Origin of the sequence: Enterococcus sp. DIV1206, assembly GCF_051712485.1 — a bacterium.
Classification (GTDB): domain Bacteria; phylum Bacillota; class Bacilli; order Lactobacillales; family Enterococcaceae; genus Enterococcus; species Enterococcus faecalis.
On sequence record NZ_JBIOOZ010000001.1, the window covers coordinates 510,645 to 530,037 of the forward strand.

Annotated in this window: 20 protein-coding genes; 17 read left to right on the forward strand and 3 right to left on the reverse strand. The window is 30.8% G+C overall.

What is annotated here, in order from left to right; all coding sequences use genetic code 11:
• Positions 1-99: 99 nt before the first annotated feature.
• Positions 100-618 (forward strand): DsbA family protein, encoded by a 519-nt coding sequence (locus IGK86_RS02515; protein WP_438741986.1) that lies wholly within the window; start codon positions 100-102, stop codon positions 616-618.
• A 42-nt stretch (positions 619-660) separates the two neighbouring features.
• Here IGK86_RS02515 and clpP read toward each other — a convergent pair whose 3' ends face one another.
• On the reverse strand, positions 661-1,254 hold the full coding sequence (gene clpP, locus IGK86_RS02520; RefSeq protein WP_002355633.1) for an ATP-dependent Clp endopeptidase proteolytic subunit ClpP: 594 nt from the start codon (positions 1,252-1,254) through the stop codon (positions 661-663).
• A gap of 195 nt (positions 1,255-1,449) precedes the next feature.
• On the opposite strand from clpP, the gene IGK86_RS02525 reads away from it, so the two are divergent.
• Complete coding sequence (locus IGK86_RS02525) at positions 1,450-1,968, forward strand: hypothetical protein (protein ID WP_002355635.1); 519 nt, start codon at positions 1,450-1,452, stop codon at positions 1,966-1,968.
• A 19-nt stretch (positions 1,969-1,987) separates the two neighbouring features.
• Here the strand turns inward: IGK86_RS02525 and IGK86_RS02530 are convergent, their stop codons facing one another.
• Positions 1,988-2,392, reverse strand: coding sequence for a DUF1622 domain-containing protein (locus IGK86_RS02530; RefSeq protein ID WP_002383026.1), 405 nt, complete (start codon positions 2,390-2,392; stop codon positions 1,988-1,990).
• Between the two features lie 464 nt (positions 2,393-2,856).
• Here IGK86_RS02530 and IGK86_RS02535 point away from each other — a divergent pair, with 464 nt between their 5' ends.
• The 13 genes from IGK86_RS02535 (at position 2,857) to IGK86_RS02595 (ending at position 16,022) form a co-directional block, all read left to right on the forward strand.
• Positions 2,857-5,754: an isopeptide-forming domain-containing fimbrial protein gene (locus IGK86_RS02535; protein WP_438741988.1), complete on the forward strand. Its 2,898-nt coding sequence runs from the start codon at positions 2,857-2,859 to the stop codon at positions 5,752-5,754.
• 24 nt (positions 5,755-5,778) lie between these two features.
• A complete protein-coding gene (locus IGK86_RS02540; RefSeq protein ID WP_002358745.1) occupies positions 5,779-6,162 on the forward strand; it encodes a bacteriocin in 384 nt (127 codons plus the stop codon).
• Positions 6,163-6,335: 173 nt separating this feature from the next.
• A complete protein-coding gene (locus IGK86_RS02545; protein WP_016617131.1) occupies positions 6,336-6,845 on the forward strand; it encodes an SA1002 family membrane protein in 510 nt (169 codons plus the stop codon).
• A 29-nt stretch (positions 6,846-6,874) separates the two neighbouring features.
• Positions 6,875-8,662 (forward strand): glycerophosphoryl diester phosphodiesterase membrane domain-containing protein, encoded by a 1,788-nt coding sequence (locus tag IGK86_RS02550; protein ID WP_438741991.1) that lies wholly within the window; start codon positions 6,875-6,877, stop codon positions 8,660-8,662.
• A 25-nt stretch (positions 8,663-8,687) separates the two neighbouring features.
• A complete protein-coding gene (locus tag IGK86_RS02555) occupies positions 8,688-9,095 on the forward strand; it encodes an NUDIX hydrolase (protein ID WP_002361287.1) in 408 nt (135 codons plus the stop codon).
• Positions 9,096-9,328: 233 nt separating this feature from the next.
• Complete coding sequence (locus IGK86_RS02560) at positions 9,329-9,529, forward strand: cold-shock protein (RefSeq protein WP_002355647.1); 201 nt, start codon at positions 9,329-9,331, stop codon at positions 9,527-9,529.
• A gap of 1,456 nt (positions 9,530-10,985) precedes the next feature.
• The gene (locus tag IGK86_RS02565; RefSeq protein WP_002365266.1) at positions 10,986-11,186 is read left to right on the forward strand and encodes a hypothetical protein; all 201 of its coding nucleotides are present in this window, start codon (positions 10,986-10,988) and stop codon (positions 11,184-11,186) included.
• Between the two features lie 64 nt (positions 11,187-11,250).
• Positions 11,251-12,081 carry an McbB family protein gene (locus IGK86_RS02570; protein ID WP_010826860.1) on the forward strand — a complete coding sequence of 277 codons (831 nt, stop codon included), beginning with the start codon at positions 11,251-11,253 and terminating at the stop codon, positions 12,079-12,081.
• On the forward strand, positions 12,074-12,730 hold the full coding sequence (locus IGK86_RS02575) for a hypothetical protein (RefSeq protein WP_002407757.1): 657 nt from the start codon (positions 12,074-12,076) through the stop codon (positions 12,728-12,730). Before IGK86_RS02570 ends, IGK86_RS02575 begins: the two co-directional genes overlap by 8 nt.
• Positions 12,714-13,691, forward strand: coding sequence for a hypothetical protein (locus tag IGK86_RS02580; protein ID WP_002407756.1), 978 nt, complete (start codon positions 12,714-12,716; stop codon positions 13,689-13,691). The genes IGK86_RS02575 and IGK86_RS02580 overlap by 17 nt, the downstream gene beginning before the upstream one ends.
• Positions 13,692-13,708: 17 nt before the next feature.
• The gene (locus IGK86_RS02585) at positions 13,709-14,752 is read left to right on the forward strand and encodes a YcaO-like family protein (protein WP_010826861.1); all 1,044 of its coding nucleotides are present in this window, start codon (positions 13,709-13,711) and stop codon (positions 14,750-14,752) included.
• Between the two features lie 12 nt (positions 14,753-14,764).
• On the forward strand, positions 14,765-15,445 hold the full coding sequence (locus tag IGK86_RS02590; RefSeq protein WP_002365261.1) for a hypothetical protein: 681 nt from the start codon (positions 14,765-14,767) through the stop codon (positions 15,443-15,445).
• Positions 15,432-16,022: an ATP-binding cassette domain-containing protein gene (locus IGK86_RS02595; RefSeq protein ID WP_002394296.1), complete on the forward strand. Its 591-nt coding sequence runs from the start codon at positions 15,432-15,434 to the stop codon at positions 16,020-16,022. Before IGK86_RS02590 ends, IGK86_RS02595 begins: the two co-directional genes overlap by 14 nt.
• A 539-nt stretch (positions 16,023-16,561) precedes the next feature.
• Here IGK86_RS02595 and IGK86_RS02600 read toward each other — a convergent pair.
• Positions 16,562-17,998, reverse strand: coding sequence for a helix-turn-helix domain-containing protein (locus IGK86_RS02600; RefSeq protein WP_438741993.1), 1,437 nt, complete (start codon positions 17,996-17,998; stop codon positions 16,562-16,564).
• A gap of 224 nt (positions 17,999-18,222) precedes the next feature.
• On the opposite strand from IGK86_RS02600, the gene IGK86_RS02605 reads away from it, so the two are divergent.
• Both IGK86_RS02605 and IGK86_RS02610 read left to right on the forward strand, forming a co-directional pair.
• Entirely contained in the window at positions 18,223-18,666 is a 444-nt protein-coding gene (locus IGK86_RS02605) for a hypothetical protein (RefSeq protein WP_016617133.1), read from the forward strand.
• A gap of 70 nt (positions 18,667-18,736) precedes the next feature.
• Positions 18,737-19,354 (forward strand): hypothetical protein, encoded by a 618-nt coding sequence (locus IGK86_RS02610; RefSeq protein ID WP_438741995.1) that lies wholly within the window; start codon positions 18,737-18,739, stop codon positions 19,352-19,354.
• Positions 19,355-19,393 lie beyond the last annotated feature (39 nt).

The window sequence follows — 19,393 nt, forward strand, 5'->3', positions numbered from 1 at the left end:
GGCACGAATTCAGAAAATTTGAATTCGTGTCTTATGATTTTTTTATTGAAAAACGGTATACTAAAAGAGAAATAAAGGTTTGAAAGGATGAGGTTTTTTATGGATATTTCAGTAATTGATGCAACAAAAGTTAACACAGAAACAGGGCTTCATATTGGTGAGCGCAATGCCCCTGTCAAAATGATAGAATTTATCAATGTTCGCTGTCCTTATTGCAGAAAATGGTTTGAAGAGTCTGATGAACTGTTAGCACAATTTGTCAAAAGTGGTAAAGTTGAACGTATCATTAAGCTGTTTGATAAAGAAAAAGAAAGTTTACAACGCGGCAATGTGATGCATCACTACATTGACTATTCAGCGCCTGAACAAGCACTGTCAGCATTGCATAAAATGTTTGCTACGCAAGATGAATGGGGAAACTTAACCTTAGAAGAAGTAGCGACGTATGCTGAAAAAAATCTTGGCTTAAAAGAACAAAAAGATGCAACGCTTGTTTCCGCAGTGATTGCTGAAGCCAATGCGGCGCACATTCAATTTGTACCAACGATCATCATTGGTGAGCATATCTTTGACGAAAGTGTCACTGAAGAAGAATTACGAGGATACATTGAAAAATAAAAAAATGGAAACAGCGACTGTCGCTGTTTCCATTTTTTATTTTTAATTTAAGGCGCTACTATTTTCCATTACTTCATCGATTAAACCATATTCTTTTGCTTGTTCGGCAGTCATATAGTTATCACGATCGGTATCACGTTCAATCACTTCAATTGGTTGGCCAGTTCGTTCAGCTAAAATTGAATTTAAACGTTGACGAGTATCTAAAATGTGACGAGCAGCAATTTCAATTTCTGTTGCTTGCCCTTGAGCGCCACCAAGTGGTTGGTGAATCATGATTTCCGCATTTGGTAAAGCGAAACGTTTGCCTTTTTGACCAGCTGTTAATAAGAAGCTACCCATAGAAGCTGCCATTCCTAATACGATCGTTTGGACATCCGCTTTAACGAAATTCATGGTATCGAAAATCGCTAAACCTGCAGAAACGCTGCCACCAGGAGAGTTAATGTACAAGTAAATGTCTTTTTCTGAATCTTGGGCATCTAAGAATAATAACTGTGCAATCACTGAGTTTGCCACGTTATCATCGATAGGGCCGCTTAGCATAATGATGCGGTCTTTTAATAAACGAGAGTAAATGTCATAAGCACGTTCACCGCGAGATGATTGTTCAATAACTGTTGGAATTAAATTCATAAGTAAATCCTCCTATATAAAGAAACTTTTAAAGTCATTCTATCACAAAGCACTTTGAATGCCTATGAAAAGTATACCTCTTTGGTCAATAAAGGTCAACGAAGTCGCTTGAAAAATTTTGTGTCATTTTTTATCCGAAACTTTTGGATTATGTTATACTAAAATGGAAAATTAGAAAAGAGCGAGGGGAAAAATATGTTTGTTTTTATCGCCGGAATGGTCGGTGTAATCGTCGGTGCGCTAATAGTCACAGCAAGTGCCGCCTTACATTCATCTTACAAAGAGCGAAAAGAAGTACGTTATCGTGAATTAGAACATTTGGTTAAAGAAATTGAATCATTGAATTTATTAAATAAAAAAGTCAAAGAAATTTTACAAAAGCGTGAATTATATATAGACAGATCAATTGAATACTTATCGATGGATGATTGTTTCATTAGCATCGATGATTTTATTTATTTGGAATCATTTTCTGCTCAAAATAATTTTTACTTACCGACGTACTTAATTGAAGAATTTTTCAAAAAAATTGCGCATCGTAAAGTCATTTTGACGGCCAGCGAAGTTGCTGAAATGGGTGGTCACACCTATAAAGGCGGCCGTGTTATTTTAGAAAATTTTTCAGACGAGATTTTAGCAATTATTGAAGATAAAAAACGTAAAATGCAACGTTTGTCTAACGAACCACTTCATTATTTTAAAGCGATTAAATAAAAAAGAACCAGCGTACCCACTAATTTTTTGGGGTATCTGGTTCTTTTTCTTGTTGTTCCATATCGGTCATAGTGTCTTCAATTTCTTTATGTAAGAAATAAGAAATAACTGTACGGATGATTACCAAGGTTGCCAATTTTAAAATATCTTGAAAAGTTGGTTTGACAATGGATTCAATAATATCAGCAGCAATTAAAATTTCTAAACTTAACAGAATGTAGCTACCAAGGAAGTTTTTGATGAACGTATTCATTTTGGTTAAGGTAAAGCGGCTTTGATTTTGTCGTTCACTTTTAATGAAATCTTTTCCTGCTAAACAAACACCCCAAACTAAAACAATAATCGAAAAAACATTCAGTCCTAAAATACATAGCTCAAAAAGTGGGGTTAAAAGCGTCATTAACTGATGGGGCCACTCATTCATCGTATTCACTCCTACCAAAAAGCCTTTTCTTTAACTATAACGAAACGGCTGACTAACGTCAAATATTGTTGAAATAAACAGGCTAAACTATTCAGCTTATAGAACAAAACTAAGAAAATTATGAATAGCATCTAACAATTAAGTAAAAGGACTGTAAAGGTTCTTTTACTTTTTTTGTGTAAAAAAAGAGTCTTAAAAGGAATCAAGTAGCAAAAAGTAAGTGAAAACCAACTTTGTCAGTGGATAGTCTTTTCATTAATTTTTAAAAGACAAATTTTACGTTTTCAAGAGCCGAATACTGCCAAGTTTTAGCCTATAAAGGTGATAGAATCAGAAATTGAGTAAGAGATGTGTCACAAAAGCAAGGAGACACATCGACTTGATGAAAGATTTAAGGAGCTGTAGTTGAAGTAAAGAGAAGCAAGTGTCCCAAACACTAGCGAAAGAAAATAGGGAGGATTAAAATGTTTAAGAAAGCAACGAAATTATTATCGACAATGGTGATTGTCGCTGGAACAGTTGTGGGAAATTTCAGTCCCACATTGGCTTTAGCTGAAGGAGTGGTTAAAGCAGGAGATACAGAAGGAATGACCAATACGGTGAAAGTGAAAGACGACAGTCTAGCTGATTGTAAACGGATATTGGAAGGACAAGCTGCTTTCCCAGTTCAAGCGGGTGAAACGGAACCGGTTGATTTAGTGGTTGTTGAAGATGCCAGTGGTAGTTTTTCAGATAATTTTCCACATGTAAGACAAGCGATTGATGAAGTGGTTCAAGGATTATCTGATCAAGACCGCGTGATGCTGGCTTCGTATCGTGGCGGAAAACAATTTATATTTCCTGATGGAAAAGTAAAAATTAATTCAGCTGATTATGATATGAATGTGCGTGTTGATACTCAATTAACCCATGATAAAAGCCAATTTGTTTCTGGCTTTGGAGATGTTCGGACGTATGGTGGTACACCAACTGCCTCAGGATTGAAACTTGCTTTAGATACGTACAATCAAACACACGGAGATTTAACGAATCGAAAAACATATTTCTTATTAGTGACAGATGGGGTCGCTAATACACGTTTAGATGGTTACTTGCATAAAACCAACACCAATGATTCAATCAATGAATATCCAGATCCAAGACATCCTTTTCAAGTTTCGGTTGAGTATAGTAATGACTATCAAGGTGCAGCAGCAGAAGTTTTAGCGTTAAACCAAGAAATTACTAACCAAGGCTATGAAATGATTAATGCGTATTGGGAAAGTGTTGAATCTTTAAGTTCAGTAAATTCATATTTTGATAAATATAAAACAGAAGTGGGTCCTTTTGTAAAACAAGAGTTGCAACAAGGATCTAGCACACCAGAAGATTTTATTACAAGCCAATCTATTGATGATTTTACAACCCAATTAAAACAAATTGTCAAAGATCGTCTGGCGCAATCGACACCAGCAACAGCTTCATTAACAATTGCTGATCAATTTGACATTCAATCGGCGACCGCTACGGACGATGCTGGAAATGATGTGCCTGTTCAAATTAACGGACAAACCATTTCAGCAACTAGTACAGAAGGTTACGTAGGAAACATCACGATTCACTACGAAGTCAAAGAAAATACAGCGATTGATGCAGCAACCCTTGTAAGTAGTGGGACAATGAATCAAGGAACAATTGCTAAGGAATTTCCAGAAGCGACGATTCCTAAAAATGACAATGCGCATGCGTGTGACGTGACGCCAGAAGATCCAACGATTACAAAAGATATCGAAAATCAAGAGCACTTAGATTTAACCAATCGTGAAGATAGTTTCGATTGGCATGTCAAAACAGCCTTTGGTAACGAAACAAGTACTTGGCAACAAGCCAGCATGGTGGATGACATTAATAAAGTGTTAGACATCACAGACGTGAAAGTCACAGATGAAAATGGTAAAGATGTTACAGCCAATGGCACAGTAACACAAGAAAATAACAAAGTAACTTTTGAAATGAATAAACAAGCAGACAGCTACTCATACTTAGCTGGACATACGTACACAATGACTATTACCACTAAAATTAAAGACGGCGCAACCGATGCAGAATTAGCACCTTATATTGAACAAGGTGGCATTCCCAACCAAGCCGACTTAAACTTTGGCAACGAAGGTGACGTGTTACATTCCAATAAGCCAACAGTGACACCGCCTGCACCAACGCCAGAAGATCCAACGATTACAAAAGATATCGAAGGCCAAGAACATTTAGATTTAACCAACCGTGACCAAGAATTTAAATGGAACGTCAAAACAGCTTTCGGTAACGAAACAAGCACTTGGACCCAAGCCAGTATGGTAGATGACATTAATAAAGTGTTAGACATCACTGATGTGAAAGTCACTGATGAAAATGGTAAAGATGTTACAGCTAACGGCACAGTAACACAAGAAAATAACAAAGTAACTTTTGAAATGAACAAACAAGCAGACAGCTACTCATACTTAGCTGGACATACGTACACAATGACTATTACCACTAAAATTAAAGACGGCGCAACCGATGAAGAATTAGCGCCTTATATTGAACAAGGCGGGATTCCTAACCAAGCGGACTTAAACTTTGGCAACGAAGGTGACGTGTTACATTCCAACAAACCAACTGTAACACCGCCTGCACCAACACCAGAAGATCCAACGATTACAAAAGATATCGAAGGCCAAGAACATTTAGACTTAACTAATCGTGACCAAGAATTTAAATGGAATGTCAAAACAGCCTTTGGTAACGAAACAAGCACTTGGACCCAAGCTAGTTTAGTGGATAACGTCAACCAATTATTAGATATCCAAAAAGTCGTTATCACTGATGAAAATGGTAAAGATGTTACAGCTAACGGCACAGTAACACAAGAAAATAACAAAGTAACCTTTACTATGAACAAAAAAGATGACAGCTACTCTTACTTAGCTGGTCATACATACACAATGACTATTACCACTAAAATTAAAGACGGCGCAACCGATGAAGAATTAGCACCTTATATTGAACAAGGCGGCATTCCCAACCAAGCGGACTTAAACTTTGGCAACGAAGGGGACGTGTTGCATTCCAACAAGCCAACCGTAACACCGCCTGCACCAACGCCAGAAGATCCAAAAAAACCTGAACCTAAACAACCGCTAAAACCGAAAAAACCGTTGACGCCTACAAATCATCAAGCACCAACGAACCCAGTCAATTTTGGGAAATCAGCAAGTAAAGGAATTCATTTACCAATGACTAATACAACAGTAAATCCATTTTACATGATCGCAGGTTTAATTATCCTTATAGTGGCTATTAGCTTTGGTATAACAAAAAATAAAAAAAGAAAAAATTAGACAAACTAAAAAGGAAGAAAAAACATGAATAAAAAAATTTCGTTCAGTCTGTTAATTTTGTTACTTAGTTTGTTGGTAGGTTTTACATTTATTCCGCATAAAAAGGAATTAAGTTTCAATGAGTATCAAGAAAAAAAACACTCTGGCGAAACATTTTATGTTGTTTTAAAAAAGAAAAACTGTTCAGATTGTCAGGATTTCGAGAAACTATTACAAGCACCTAAACAGGTTTACTATGTAGAATTAACCAACAAAGAGACCATGAAGGAATGGTCAACATTTATCCGAGAAAATAAAGTTTTACATGTGCCATCTATGTTTAAAATAGATAACGGCCATCTCAAGAAAATTGATGGAGAAGGAGATGCGAATCAATTATTCGCAAACTATCAAAAAATAACGAAGTAAAAAGAATAAAAAGACAAGCCAAGTTTCCTAAATAAAGGAAACTTGGCTTGTCTTTTTTCTAGTAATAGTCGTTTATTAAATAACATGTGAAATATTTTACAAATCCATTTTGGTTTGATAAAATAAACGCGAACATATGAATTTGTTTTCATTTGTTTTGGAAGGAGGAACGAATGATTGAATTGATTTTACTTTTGTCGGTGATTCTTTTAGGTTTATTGATTGGAAATAAAAGAGTTGATATGTGGCTTTTTCTTAAGGCATTACTTTTGTTTTCTGTTATGCTAAGTGTGAGCATCTTAATTTCGGTAGCTATGTATTTATTATTAACAATAGGCGTTGCAAACGTAATAGGGCAGCGGTTAGAGTCGTTATTTCTTTTAGGGATAGTCGTTATCATCAGTACGAGTCTTTTGTTATATTTTTTATTGAATTTAACGACGAAAAAAATTGTTTTACCCATCGCTTTAATGAAAATAATTGAATATTATATTCAATGGGTATTGATTTATGTTACTATTTATCAAGTGATTTTTGATCAGTTTATTGTTTCTTCAGAAGTAAAAAATACGTTACAAGGGACTATTGATGAGCCAGTCGCAATCATTATTGTTATTTTGCCATCATTTATTTCAATTTGGATTGCCGTTGTTTTATTTAGGATTCGTATGGAAGAACTTTAATCAGATACTTTTAGAATGGAGGGGTTTGTATGTCTGCTTGGCAAACATTTAAAAATGGAACAAGGCAATTTTTTAAAGACATCTTGCAGTATTTATGGTTATTTTTTACTTTAAATGTCTTATTATTATTGGTGGGTGGGGCTTTTAGTTGGGCTACTTCCAACGCACTAAAAACTCAAGGTATTCCTTATCTTTCGTTTAATAACCTGAATTTATTGTTAGAAAAGCCGCTTGCTCTGGTGTTATTAATTCTCTTGTTGTTACTTTTTTTAGGTGCAGTTTTTTATCAGTTTACCTTTTTATTATTAGGGATTTTTCAAATACGGCAAGACCATCGCTTTCATTTTAAAGGAGTTACCAAGGCATCTTTTAAGGTTCTTAAAAAGCAAGGTGCCCGTTCGTGGTTATTCTTTTTCGGTTATTTTGTTGTCATTGTCCCTTTTGGTAACCTGATTTTCCAAAGTAATCTATTGACGAAATTTGTGATTCCAGATTTTATTGTTGAATTTTTGTCCCAACGAATTCCTTACTTGATTGGGTTACTGGCCTTTGGGTTATTAGTCTGGTATTTAGCTATTCGTTTCATTTACACGCTTCCATTAATGATTCTGGAGAGAAAAAAAGCAGGCGAGGCAGTTAAGGCTAGTTGGTCAATGACAAACAAACGATTATGGTTCATTATTCGTAATATTGCATTTGTGACGATCGCGGTATTTGTTTCAACGTATGTTATTTATGTGTTACTTTATCTTCTACAGTTGAAGTTAGATACCTTGAGCGATACCATTAGCTTGCTAGGTGGGATTTTAAATTTAACGGTTGTCCAATTTTTACAGTTTGTCTCTAATGCTTGGCTTTCAGTATTACTGATTAATTTCTTATATACACAATTAAATGTTCAAGCAGAAACGACGACAAAAGTTGCCTTTGACAAAGAAACAAAACGTAATAAATTAGTGACTATCGGAATGGGCCTAGGACTATTCACCATTTTTGGCGGCTATATAATTTTCAACGCTGTTTACTTAACAGGGCTATTAGAATCAAAACCTTTGATTATTTCGCATCGAGGGGTCACCAATAGTAATGGCGTACAAAATACCATTCCTGCTATGGAAAGAACCATTAAATTTAAACCAGATTATATTGAAATTGATGTTCAAGAAACCAAAGACCATCAATTTGTTGTGATGCATGATGCCAACCTTCAAGAACTCGCCGGCGTTGATGGCACGCCGCAAGAGTTTACGTTGGCTGAATTAACAGAAATGACCGTTAAAGAAAATGGCCAAGAAGCACCAATTGCCAGTTTTGATGATTATTTAGCGAAGGCAAACCAAGCCAAACAAAAATTACTAGTAGAAATTAAAACGTCTAAACAAGATAGTCAAGGTGCGCTTTCTAACTTTATTGAAAAATATGAACGTCCTTTGATAAAGAATAACCATCAGGTTCAATCTCTCGACTACAATGTGATCAAAGCGTTTAAAAAAGCCAAATCAAAAGTAAAAGTTAGTTTTATTTTGCCCTATAATTTCACTTTTCCAGAAACACAAGCTGATTTGTATACAATGGAAGCTACCACGTTGAACGATACCTTCATTTTAAAAGCTGACCAACAGAAAAAAGCAGTTTATGCTTGGACAGTTAATGACTCAGAGGTATTAAGTAAAATGCTCTTTATGGACGTTGCTGGAGTGATTACCGATGATTTGGAGTTAGTCAATGAAGAAGTCAATGACTTTGAAAAAAATCCATCGTACGCAGATCGTATTTTGCATTATATTTTTATGCTACCAAGTGTGGCTTCTCAATAAAAAATGAAGAAGAGGGTTAAACGAAATGAAAAAAGAATTTTCGCGAGTACTTCTTAAAAATCAATCAGATGAAATTCTTATTTTAAAAGATCGGCCAGACACTTGGAATTTCCCTGGTGGAAAACAAGAACTTGGTGAATCAGCGCTGGAATGTGCGATTCGTGAAATGAAAGAAGAATTAGCAGTGGAAATTACTGAACTTGAAGAAATTTTTACTGGACCACTCGTTTTTGATTCAATCGTTTGGCAAGGACATTTTTATTTTGCCAAACAAGCCCAAGGAAAAGTTACGCTGAACGAACCAAATAAAATTAAAGGCGTACAATTTATTAAGCGGTTTGAGGAAGTAAATTTTTCACCAGGATTAGCTCCGCTATTTGATTATTTGGCGCGTAGCGATTATTTAAAGTTAAACAAAACTAACTGGAAATAGAAAGAATAGGAGTGTTTTTTGCTAGGGCTTTGTCAAGCGCATCTTTGATTATTTTAGAAAGTCCAAGGAAAAGTCGTGGGCATTGTTTATTTCTAATAAATATGTTATAGTAATTAAGTAATCAATTTTGATAAGTAATTTGAGTTATATATTTAAAAACTATACTTCTCCTTTTGCCACTCAACATTTTTTGCAATAACTTGCATATTTTTATGCACTAGGAGGAAATATATATGAACAACGGTACAGTAAAATGGTTTAACGCAGACAAAGGTTTTGGATTTATTACAGGTGAAGATGGCAATGATGTATTTGCACATTTTTCAGCTATTCAATCAGATGGATTTAAAACTTTAGACGAAGGCCAAGCAGTAACTTTTGATACTGAAGAAGGTCCACGCGGCTTACAAGCAACGAACATCGTAAAAGCTTAATAATGAATGAAAACGGACCACGTGTTGGTCCGTTTTTTTGATAGCTGTTGTCTGATCTCGTCATTAATTACATAGCAAAACAAAGCAGATGCCATTTAAAGGAGGAGAATCTGAAGACGACCTTAACTGAGCTGTTACTTGTAAGTGGATTATTTTGGCTAGTAATCATAATTGGTGTGATTGCGGGTAGCATATTTCTAATTAAGTATTTTAGAGGTCGGAGCTGAACGGTTCTGTTCCCGCCAATTATCAGGTTTTAAGCCTGGGACAAAAATCCAAAGTGATTTTTGCCCCAGGTTCTTTATTTAATTAGGGTATTAAGTTTTTGGTAAAATAATTAACAAATTAAAAGCAATTTACTATATAATCAGAAAGGGATCTTTAAGAGAGAAGCAGGTGTTTACTTGTCGTAATACTTTGTTTAGCAGATAGAAAAAGGAAACGTTATGCGTTACAATAGGAACGGAGGAATTTTAGCCTTATTGGATTTTTAGCTGAAGCAGAACAAATGTTGTCGCGTTAAGTGCGATTGAGCTTGCCACAAGCAACATTTGAAAAAACTACGGATAGAAAAATCATTCCTAAACAAGAAAAAAACACTCTTTAGATGAATAAAGAGTGTCCAGAAACGTTGATAAATCAACATATTTAAATAACGCGCCCTGAGGGAATCGAACCCCCGTCTCAAGAACCGGAATCTTATTGATAGTTTTTGAGGAGAGAGGTAGTGTTGATATATAAATAATTGATACTTTTGATAGCTGTAATAAGTTTTATAAAATTTTATGGAATGTTTAAGGGTCGTCCCTAAAAGTCGTCCCTATTTTGGAAGAGAAGACTACATAATTAATAATGCTACTTAACTTGAATAATGTTTTTTTGGCAACTCGAAGGTACTACATGTTTCAGTTGTAGTTACAAGGAAAATATACAGAAATTATGATTTCAGGTAGTAGTTTCTGTTTAAATGTATTGAGAATACTAGTTTTTAATGTCTTTATTTGCATAGTAAATAAGTTCAAAAAGCAATGATTGTTAGCTCTTGTGTTAGCGGTTGTTGCTTTTTAAATACTTAAATATGTTTTGTTATTAAACAATATGCTTTCCTTATAGTAAGTATCAATTCATAAAACTAGGTATTCACAATTGTTATTAAAGAGGTAAAATCCGAAAATATGCGAATATGCATTGTATATTATAATTTTAATGTGATAAAATAAATATTTTAAAAATTATTTTTGTTAGAATTTTCATTGATATAAAAATAGAAAAATTAATGATAGTTGTTTTGTTATTAATTTTTTTGTTTTTGTTGTCTAATCAAAGATTTTTAGATTTTTCAGTATAAAAATACGTTTTTTAATTAGAATAAGATGAGTTTTTGCTTGAAAAATGATTGGATAGTGGTAAAATAATTTCATCAATATTGATAAAATTATAACGGAGGTGTATTAAAATGAATGTTGAAGAAGTTTTAGTGTCGCAAAAAACCCCAAATGCAATTAATGAAGAGACTGAATTATATGGGTTTGGGTATGGTTCTGTCGTTGAGAACATTACTGTCTCTAAAGGTGGCGGCGGTGGTGGCGGCGGTGGCGGTGGCTGCTGTTGTTGTTGCTGCTGTTGTTGTGGGGGTGCCACAGGATTAGAAGAATAGAAACTTCATAAGGTAAGTGGACGCACTTACCTCTTTACATAATCAATTAAAAAGGAGTGAAAAAATGTATAAAGTAAACCCTTTTATATGGCATGATCTTAGTGAAAAAGAAACATTCTTTCAAACAAAACTATCTTCGATAATTATTACTAATAAAAATTTAGTTAGAATGTTAAAAGATTTAGAAAAAAATGAAGTAATAAATTTTGAGGAATCTCTATTATCCAATTATTTTAGGAGCAACATGATTAATAATGTACTGGTCTTTTTAGAAGAAAATAAATTAATTAAAAAGCTAGATATAGAAAATAATAAGGTTAATGAGGTTTTGGTATATACCGATGATTCTGAATTTTCTGAATTATTCGATTACGTGTTTTCCGAAAAATTTACAATTAGTCATCAGACTAGTATTTCCCACTTAGAATCTAAAAATATGGATGGTAAATTGCTTATAGTATTTTTAAAGGCTTTCAATTTTAAAGAATATGAAAATATTGTAAATATAGCCAAGGAAAAGAATGTAGTCATTAAAATAATTTTTAGCTATAATCATCATATTTATTTTTCGAATTTCTATAAAAGGGAATGGTACAATCCATGTCCAATATGTTTTTTTTCTGAACTAGAAAGCCAATTAAGAGGAGAAATAACTTCTGATACAGCTAACTTTCAGACAATTATAGATTTACTTTATACAAAATCACAAAATTTTGCTATAGAATACCCGTTGCAAAAGGATGATTATTTTACGATAGTTTATACCATAATGAGGAATTTGGATAGCGATTTAATGAAATGTGACTTAGATGAAGTTTTATCTATTGATTTAAATAATCATTTAGTTTCAAAAGATATTGCTTATCATTGGGGGTATTGTGATTGCTATGAGTGATTATTATTGGAATGAATATAAGAATGTACTATTAGATGAAGCATATTTGATTGATACGTTAAAATATCAACAAAGGGTAGTGAATAAACAAGTAGAAGAAAATAATTTAGATGAATTGAGCGATGTTTTAGGTCTTTATAATGTGAAATACTCGGATATTAGGTTAGCGGTATATCCTTTTGATGAGTTACCTGTCTTTATAAAAACGTTAGTTAGTGATTTACAAAAAAATTATGCTTCCTTTATATATAAAGTTAGTATGCCAATACTAGCCATAACAAAAAAAATAGGGAATGTAAATACTGGTTGTTATTCTTTTGATTTTAAAAATAATTTTTTGATTCTATATGAAACTGATGTAACTAAGATTAGAGAAATAGTAAATGATAAACTGGTGTTAGCTTTTTTTTTAAACATAGAGGATGCAATTTGTTTATATAAAAAAAAGGCGTACACAAATGGTATAAAAGAAATTGGTTATGTTTCTAAAAGCAGTCAATTAGCGATTAGTAAAGAAAAAAACATAATAATAAACGAAATGCTAGTACCAGAGCAACAACTGACAAATGGATTATGTATAAACTTGAGAAAATGTTTGTTAATGGAAACTTTAATTTTAGAGGTGTTAACTAATGATATTCACGAATAAAAGTTCCTATGGTGTGAAAAGTGATATGTTTTTATCAAATATAAATATTGGATATGTGAATTTTTCACGTGTCAAGATTAAGCAAGGAATGACAGCAGGTAGTGCTTTCTCAGTTGACGAAAATAAACAGTTATCACTTATTAAAAGTTATAATGAATATTTAGAAAGACTTTTCTTAGGGATACCATTAAGTACAAATAAAACTATTTCTTCTGTAAATTTAGAAAAAAATATTGTAAGTAGCAGAAAATATTCAGAATTTGGATATGGAAATCATGAGTTCGGATTTAATGATACGACAGGAACTTCATCTGGAAAACTTTCAGAAGTAATAATCCCAAAGGCACTAACAGAATTGATTGAGAAAAATGAAGTATTTTGTTTTTGGTATGGTTTGAAAGGGGAAAAGTTAAAACAAGATAAAGAAATTCATGACTTAATTAATGATTATAATTTTATTTCAAATATGTTTAAAATTTATGTAGTTCGTGAACTTAGTAATTATTCAACAGTGATCGTGATGGGGTTTTTAGAAGGGAAATTACTAACCTCAGGTGTATGTTGTAGTATTACTATGGAACAATCTCTAATTTTGGCCTTGAAAGAAGCTAAGGGAATAGAGTGGCAAACTTTTAATAATCCCTTAGCAAAAGCAAATAAATTTTCTGATAAATTGCATAAACAAATTTTAAAAAAAGTAAAGTTTATGGATGAAACATACAAAGTTATTACAAAAGATTCTATACAAGCTACGAAATACATTGAAACTTCTGATTGGATTAACCATGTTGAGATATCCGTAATTGGAGATGACATAAATAGAGGAGTTAAAACAATAAAATGTATATCCAAACAGTTACTAAATTCTGTACCAATTAAGATAAACATTGAAAGACAAAAAGATAAAGAGATTATTAAGAGATATTTAATTGATTATTCTATTGATTGTCCTATCCAATGATAGAAAGGAGAATACTTTTGAAAGGTTTTTTAAGAAATAAGGTGAATTTTGTTTTAAATGAGGATTTATTTATGTCACATCACTATAACGTATATATAGAAAAATATTCTAAAAGACCTATCAAAGCCTATGAGGTTGATTTAAAGAATAAAAGGCAGCATATTCTTTCAACTTTAGGAGAGTATTTGGAGCGAGAAACACTCATCAACGAAAATTCACCAAAAGAGCATACGGTTATTGCTACGAATTTAATTGATGGAAGCATTAAACAAGTTAATCTTGATATGATTTTGTTTAAGAATAGTTTTGTTGATTCTTCTGGTATGGCCTCGCATAAAAAATCAAAGCCATTGATATGGATAGCGTATAAAGAATTCTTTGAAAGACAGAGCTATATTACTAACTTCTTGTTTCATACTAAGGCTCAGCAATTAAATATAGATAAGATAGAAGAAATAAAAAAAATAGACCGATATTTGACTAATTATTTAGACAATGTCAAATATTATAATATATCTTTAAGTAAGAACCTTTACGTAGTACTTGCCGTTGGATATGGTGAAAAATACAAAGCAGTGGGTTTGGGAACTAGTCAATCAGCAAGAAAAGCAGTAATAAAATCACAAAAAGAAATATTACAATATTTTGCTACATCGCATTCAAAATATAAAGAAGGAAAAGTTAGTCAAGGCTCTGGATTAGTAATTGACAATAAGGACATTTATCATGACTATTTTGATAGATTGAGCTCGAAAGAAGTTAAAGATTTATATGCATATCTTGAAGGTAGTGAATTTGTTATTCTGAATAATGAAGAGAAAACAGAAAAAGTAAGTCATACATTTACTATCAAAAATATAAGCAATTCTCTTAATATGTCTCCGTATATTACAATGTTTGAAAATAATCATGCTAAGAATGTGAAAGTAGTGAAGGTATTTGACCCCAAGTGGTTTCCCAACATGGCACCAAGAAATTTTTCGAAAGAAATAATATTAAATATAGAGAATATATTAAAATTAAAAAGAAAAAATTTTTCAGAACTGTTACCATTTCCGTAAGGAGGAGTGAAAATGTTTATCTCAGTTAAATCATATGCATTGTTTAATATTAAAATGTTACTGAAAGATAAAATCCCTTTATTGTGGTCAATAGCCTTACCTGTAATTACTTTTTTTATGAATTATAGAAGTGTAACAAATGAATGGGAATTGGCATATTGGTGGGTATATATTGTTGTTTGTTCCTATGTTTATGGAGTAGGAGTTTACGCATTACAATTAAAGGAATATGGAAGCTTAAAAACAATTTTTTCAATAAATAATTCACCTTGGGCATTTTTTTTAGGCAATCTATTGACGCAAATTATGTTTAGCTTTATCAGTGTAAACTTACTTAATTTAATTGTGGTTATTTTACTACCATTATCGTTTCTCCGTCTTTTTTTATATAGCTTTATTACTATTATAGCGTGTTTACCAGTTGCATTTTTTAGTTACAATTTAACTCTAATAAAAAAAGTGCATGCTAATACTATAAATTCAATATTTACAATGCTAATTTTTGGTTTATTTATATTGTTAAATACGAATATAGAGTTAAATAAATATAACCCTCTGTCAATTTTATCTAATGTTTTAATTGAACATAAAAATATGGATGTCTTCAAATATGTTACTTTTTCAATATTTTTAGTTTTTATTAGTATGTATTCTATAGTTAAATTTGAACCGATTTCAAATGAAAGAAGGTAAAGCTATGATCGAAATAAAGGATTTAAATATTCCTTATGTAGATAAAAAAATAAGTATGAATATTTTAAAAGAGTATAATTTATTTACTGGTGATAATGGTAACGGAAAAACCTTACTATTAGATTACATTTCAGGAGTAAAAAAGGCAAAAAGAACTGTAATTAAGGGGAATGAAAGTATCATATATATTAATCAAAACATATATTTTTCTGATCGTTTATCAGGAATGGACTTTCTGAAATTTAGTTATGGTTTGGACGGAAAAAAAAGTATTCAATCTTTTTATCAATTAAGCGATAAAATTCTTAAGCGTGAAGATATTGATAAGTTGCTTAAAAAACAATGGGGAATGCTTTCAGGAGGGGAAAAAAAGTTCCTTTATGCTCTTATTTTGATGTCTTTAGAAAGAGAATGGTATATTTTAGATGAACCGTTTGCTTTTGTAGATAAGAAAAGAAAAAAAATGTTATATAAGATTATAGATATTAAGATATCAGAAGATAAGGGTATTATTTTAACTACTCATGAAGAAGATGAAGTAGTATTAAAATCAGTTAGCAAGGTTTTTGAAATATAACTGTAAGAAGTAGTGTCATCATTTTAGAATATTTAATGTTGTACGATAAAAGAATGTATTATAATAAGCTTAGTCCTTAGTTTAAATTATAGTAAATATAAAATAATTATGTTTTTATATAGTAGCTTTTTTAAAAGTATTGATAATACTAGTTTGTAATGTTTTTTACACAGTAACTAAATTCAAAAAGCAATGATTGTTAGCTCTGCTGTTAGCAATAATTGCTTTTTGAATTTAATAAATGGTTTTGGTGACTATTTATTTAGAAAAATTGAATTAGATAAATTTATATATATTAGTAATTATAGTATCAATGGATAACATGTGTCTTTTTGGCAGGTTGGCTTTTTAATTGCACAATCCATTCAAATAAATGAGTGTTTTTAATAATTTAGAAAGTTGTTTGGAAGTTGAGATTTATTAGTTATCTCATCCTCTTGTTTAAGTACTTCACAATAGTACCAAAATCACATAATTTAATAAATAAAAGTAACTACTAAAACGTTTGTGTAAAGGTTTTGGGTAGTTACTTTTATTTATTAACAATTTTCATAAAGAAATGATAATACTCTCTGCAAATCTTTCGCTATACTATTTCTAGAAACTGGAAACATAATTTTTTTACTATTTTTAGAAAATAGAACTCGTTCACAGATAATTAAAGGAGTCCAAAATTTTGTATTAAAATTAATAGAGTCTAAAGAATAATAAAGATTTTCATCTATGTGTACTTTAGAATTATTTAGCCACTTTAATAGACTTTCTCTATAAAGAATATGTGAAAGTTCATCTTCGGCAACAATCATGATAAAAAATTCCTTATGAGTAGATGTTGACAACAAAGAATAAGTTAACGAACAAAATCTATCTATTGCTAAATCATTGAAAACAATAGGATAATAAAATTTTGACCAATTATACAAAATTGATTGCACTTCTTTTTTATATAGTAATTGTTTTGGAGACAAATAATAATGCTTTTCTACAAATTGTGTTTGAATATTTAACCAAGTTGAAAAGACTAAATTGCTCAACGCTTTATTAAAAATAATATTATTTTGCAAATTAATGTTAAATGTGTTTTCAAAATTATGTATAAGGGGTTGTAATTCAGTATGCTGATTTAACAGTGTATACATAATATATTCATAATCTTCTAATAAAAAGTTGTATTTTGATTGATTTAAAGAAATTACTCTTAGATAGATTGATAAGTAGCCAATTTCATATGACGAAAGACTAAAACTAGGTAGAACTCTAATTGATAATTTTTTTACTTCTTTATAAAAAAAAGCAGATTTTACTTTTGCTAACTCAATTTCAGTAGGAAATAATAGTTTATTCTTTTTTGATCTTGTAATCATCAGATAAACTACTATTAATAAGACAGTGCGTTTCATATTTTCTAAAGAACATTTAAAATGTTGTTCAAGTTCATATACAAATAAAGAAGATTCCTTGTATTTTTTTGTATTTAAAATATTACTAGGGATACCTATACGAACCCATACAGAAATAATAAAATTCCTCCAATTTAACTCATTTTTGTAGTTGAATCCTTCTTTTTCAATATATAAATCTATCTCTTTTAAATATTCTAAAACCCTTTTTTTTAATCTAAATGCTTGGGTAACAGAAATAAATTCTTCTTCAACAATGGTTAAATAGTTTGTTTTATTATGTATATATTTATCACATGTCTTTAAAAATTGAGACTGAGAATATATTTTCCTAGTAATCTCGTATCTGTCTATTTTTTTAGTGAAATTTATTGAAACAATTTTGTTTTTTAAAGAATAGGAGCAGGAATCTTTAGGTAAGTACTCCTGTATTTTTTTCATATCATTTTTCAAAGTATTAAAAGTAATATTCAGAATTCTACATAAATCTTCTACAGGGATAGATTTTGCTTCTATTAAATAATCTATCAATTTTACTTGTCTAAGAATATCTTTTTCTATATATTTTTCAATCATTTAATTACCTCAATTCCTAAATAATATTAGATTATAAAAATAGATATACATAGTTGCGACTTAGTTAAAATGATAACTGAGCAATTAAAATCTTACAATAATCCACAAATAAGTGATTACCTTTTTTTTAAAAATATCTATATTTTTGTGTAAAAAAATGTAAAAAATATTTGTATGGTTAGTGTAAACTAACTACGAAATTTATTTTGAAATGAGTGAAATTGATGAAACCTTGTTATTGGGAATTAAATCCAGAAGAACTTCTTAGAGAAAACCCATATTATTACCAAGAAAATAAAAGTGAAGACTTAAAAGATCTATCAGAATTAATAATATTTTACAAGAAATATTCAGATTTATGTGAGAACATACAAAAAAACATAAGCTTTTGTAATTTCAAAGAAAGTATAATTAGTATATTAGAGTACGAAGCTATTTTATCAGAAATAAGTTATTATCTTAGAAATATAGATTTTGAAACAATAGAAAATAAAAAACTAATTTCATTAATTAAAGAAGAATATTTAGTAGATTACTATCACAAACTAGAAAATAATGAAGAAGAATATTTTTTGACTTCTTTATTATATGATAAAGTTTTATCTCAAAGGAAAAAAAATTTGGCTAATTTTTTTGTTTTAATCATTTTTAAGAAAAGCAAAAGATAATTTGTGTTTTTTAAGCTATAGGAGGAAATTTTATGAAAAAATATATCAATTGTTAGTAGGATTTAGTTTATTGGGTATATTAATAGGTTGTGAAGTTAAAGAAACAAATTCACAATATACTAAGGAAACCACGAAAGCAAGTTCAACTAAAACTAATGAAAGTTCAAGTGAAAAACAAACATCTGATATTGAAAAAAATAATAATATAATTGCTAAAAAAATATCTAAAAATTGGTATGACAATCAAATACAAATAGACAATCAAGTACTTACTATGCCAATTAAATTGAAAGATTTGAATAATTTAGGCTTTGAATTGAAATATTCAGAACCATATGTATTGAACCCTAATGACTCAGTTATGGGGACACATTTGACAAATAAAAAAGGAAATACTATTTCTGGCACTTATTCAAACTTAACTGATAAAGCGATAGATATTAAAGAATCCAGTCTGACTTCAATTAATATAACAGATACAACTAACAAAGATTTAAATATCTTTTTTCCAGGAGAAGTGACATGGGGAAGTTCTATTGAAGAAATAAAAAAAATATATGGTGAACCAAAGGATGAATATGTTGGAGATAGTGGTTTTTCAATTCTAACGTACCAAGAGGATACAGATCATTATGCAAAGTTAACATTTTCAAATGGAAAACTAAAAGGTTATGAATTATATATATAACTTTAAATAGATAATTGTTTAATAGAATATTGTAGAGAA

Bases quoted from the DNA above. Each gene is read 5' to 3' on its own strand.
- IGK86_RS02515 (WP_438741986.1), top strand. From the start codon at position 100: ATGGATATTTCAGTAATTGATGCAACAAAAGTTAACACAGAAACAGGG.
- clpP (WP_002355633.1), bottom strand. From the start codon at position 1,254: ATGAATTTAATTCCAACAGTTATTGAACAATCATCTCGCGGTGAACGT.
- IGK86_RS02525 (WP_002355635.1), top strand. From the start codon at position 1,450: ATGTTTGTTTTTATCGCCGGAATGGTCGGTGTAATCGTCGGTGCGCTA.
- IGK86_RS02530 (WP_002383026.1), bottom strand. From the start codon at position 2,392: ATGAATGAGTGGCCCCATCAGTTAATGACGCTTTTAACCCCACTTTTT.
- IGK86_RS02535 (WP_438741988.1), top strand. From the start codon at position 2,857: ATGTTTAAGAAAGCAACGAAATTATTATCGACAATGGTGATTGTCGCT.
- IGK86_RS02540 (WP_002358745.1), top strand. From the start codon at position 5,779: ATGAATAAAAAAATTTCGTTCAGTCTGTTAATTTTGTTACTTAGTTTG.
- IGK86_RS02545 (WP_016617131.1), top strand. From the start codon at position 6,336: ATGATTGAATTGATTTTACTTTTGTCGGTGATTCTTTTAGGTTTATTG.
- IGK86_RS02550 (WP_438741991.1), top strand. From the start codon at position 6,875: ATGTCTGCTTGGCAAACATTTAAAAATGGAACAAGGCAATTTTTTAAA.
- IGK86_RS02555 (WP_002361287.1), top strand. From the start codon at position 8,688: ATGAAAAAAGAATTTTCGCGAGTACTTCTTAAAAATCAATCAGATGAA.
- IGK86_RS02560 (WP_002355647.1), top strand. From the start codon at position 9,329: ATGAACAACGGTACAGTAAAATGGTTTAACGCAGACAAAGGTTTTGGA.
- IGK86_RS02565 (WP_002365266.1), top strand. From the start codon at position 10,986: ATGAATGTTGAAGAAGTTTTAGTGTCGCAAAAAACCCCAAATGCAATT.
- IGK86_RS02570 (WP_010826860.1), top strand. From the start codon at position 11,251: ATGTATAAAGTAAACCCTTTTATATGGCATGATCTTAGTGAAAAAGAA.
- IGK86_RS02575 (WP_002407757.1), top strand. From the start codon at position 12,074: ATGAGTGATTATTATTGGAATGAATATAAGAATGTACTATTAGATGAA.
- IGK86_RS02580 (WP_002407756.1), top strand. From the start codon at position 12,714: ATGATATTCACGAATAAAAGTTCCTATGGTGTGAAAAGTGATATGTTT.
- IGK86_RS02590 (WP_002365261.1), top strand. From the start codon at position 14,765: ATGTTTATCTCAGTTAAATCATATGCATTGTTTAATATTAAAATGTTA.
- IGK86_RS02595 (WP_002394296.1), top strand. From the start codon at position 15,432: ATGAAAGAAGGTAAAGCTATGATCGAAATAAAGGATTTAAATATTCCT.
- IGK86_RS02600 (WP_438741993.1), bottom strand. From the start codon at position 17,998: ATGATTGAAAAATATATAGAAAAAGATATTCTTAGACAAGTAAAATTG.
- IGK86_RS02605 (WP_016617133.1), top strand. From the start codon at position 18,223: ATGAAACCTTGTTATTGGGAATTAAATCCAGAAGAACTTCTTAGAGAA.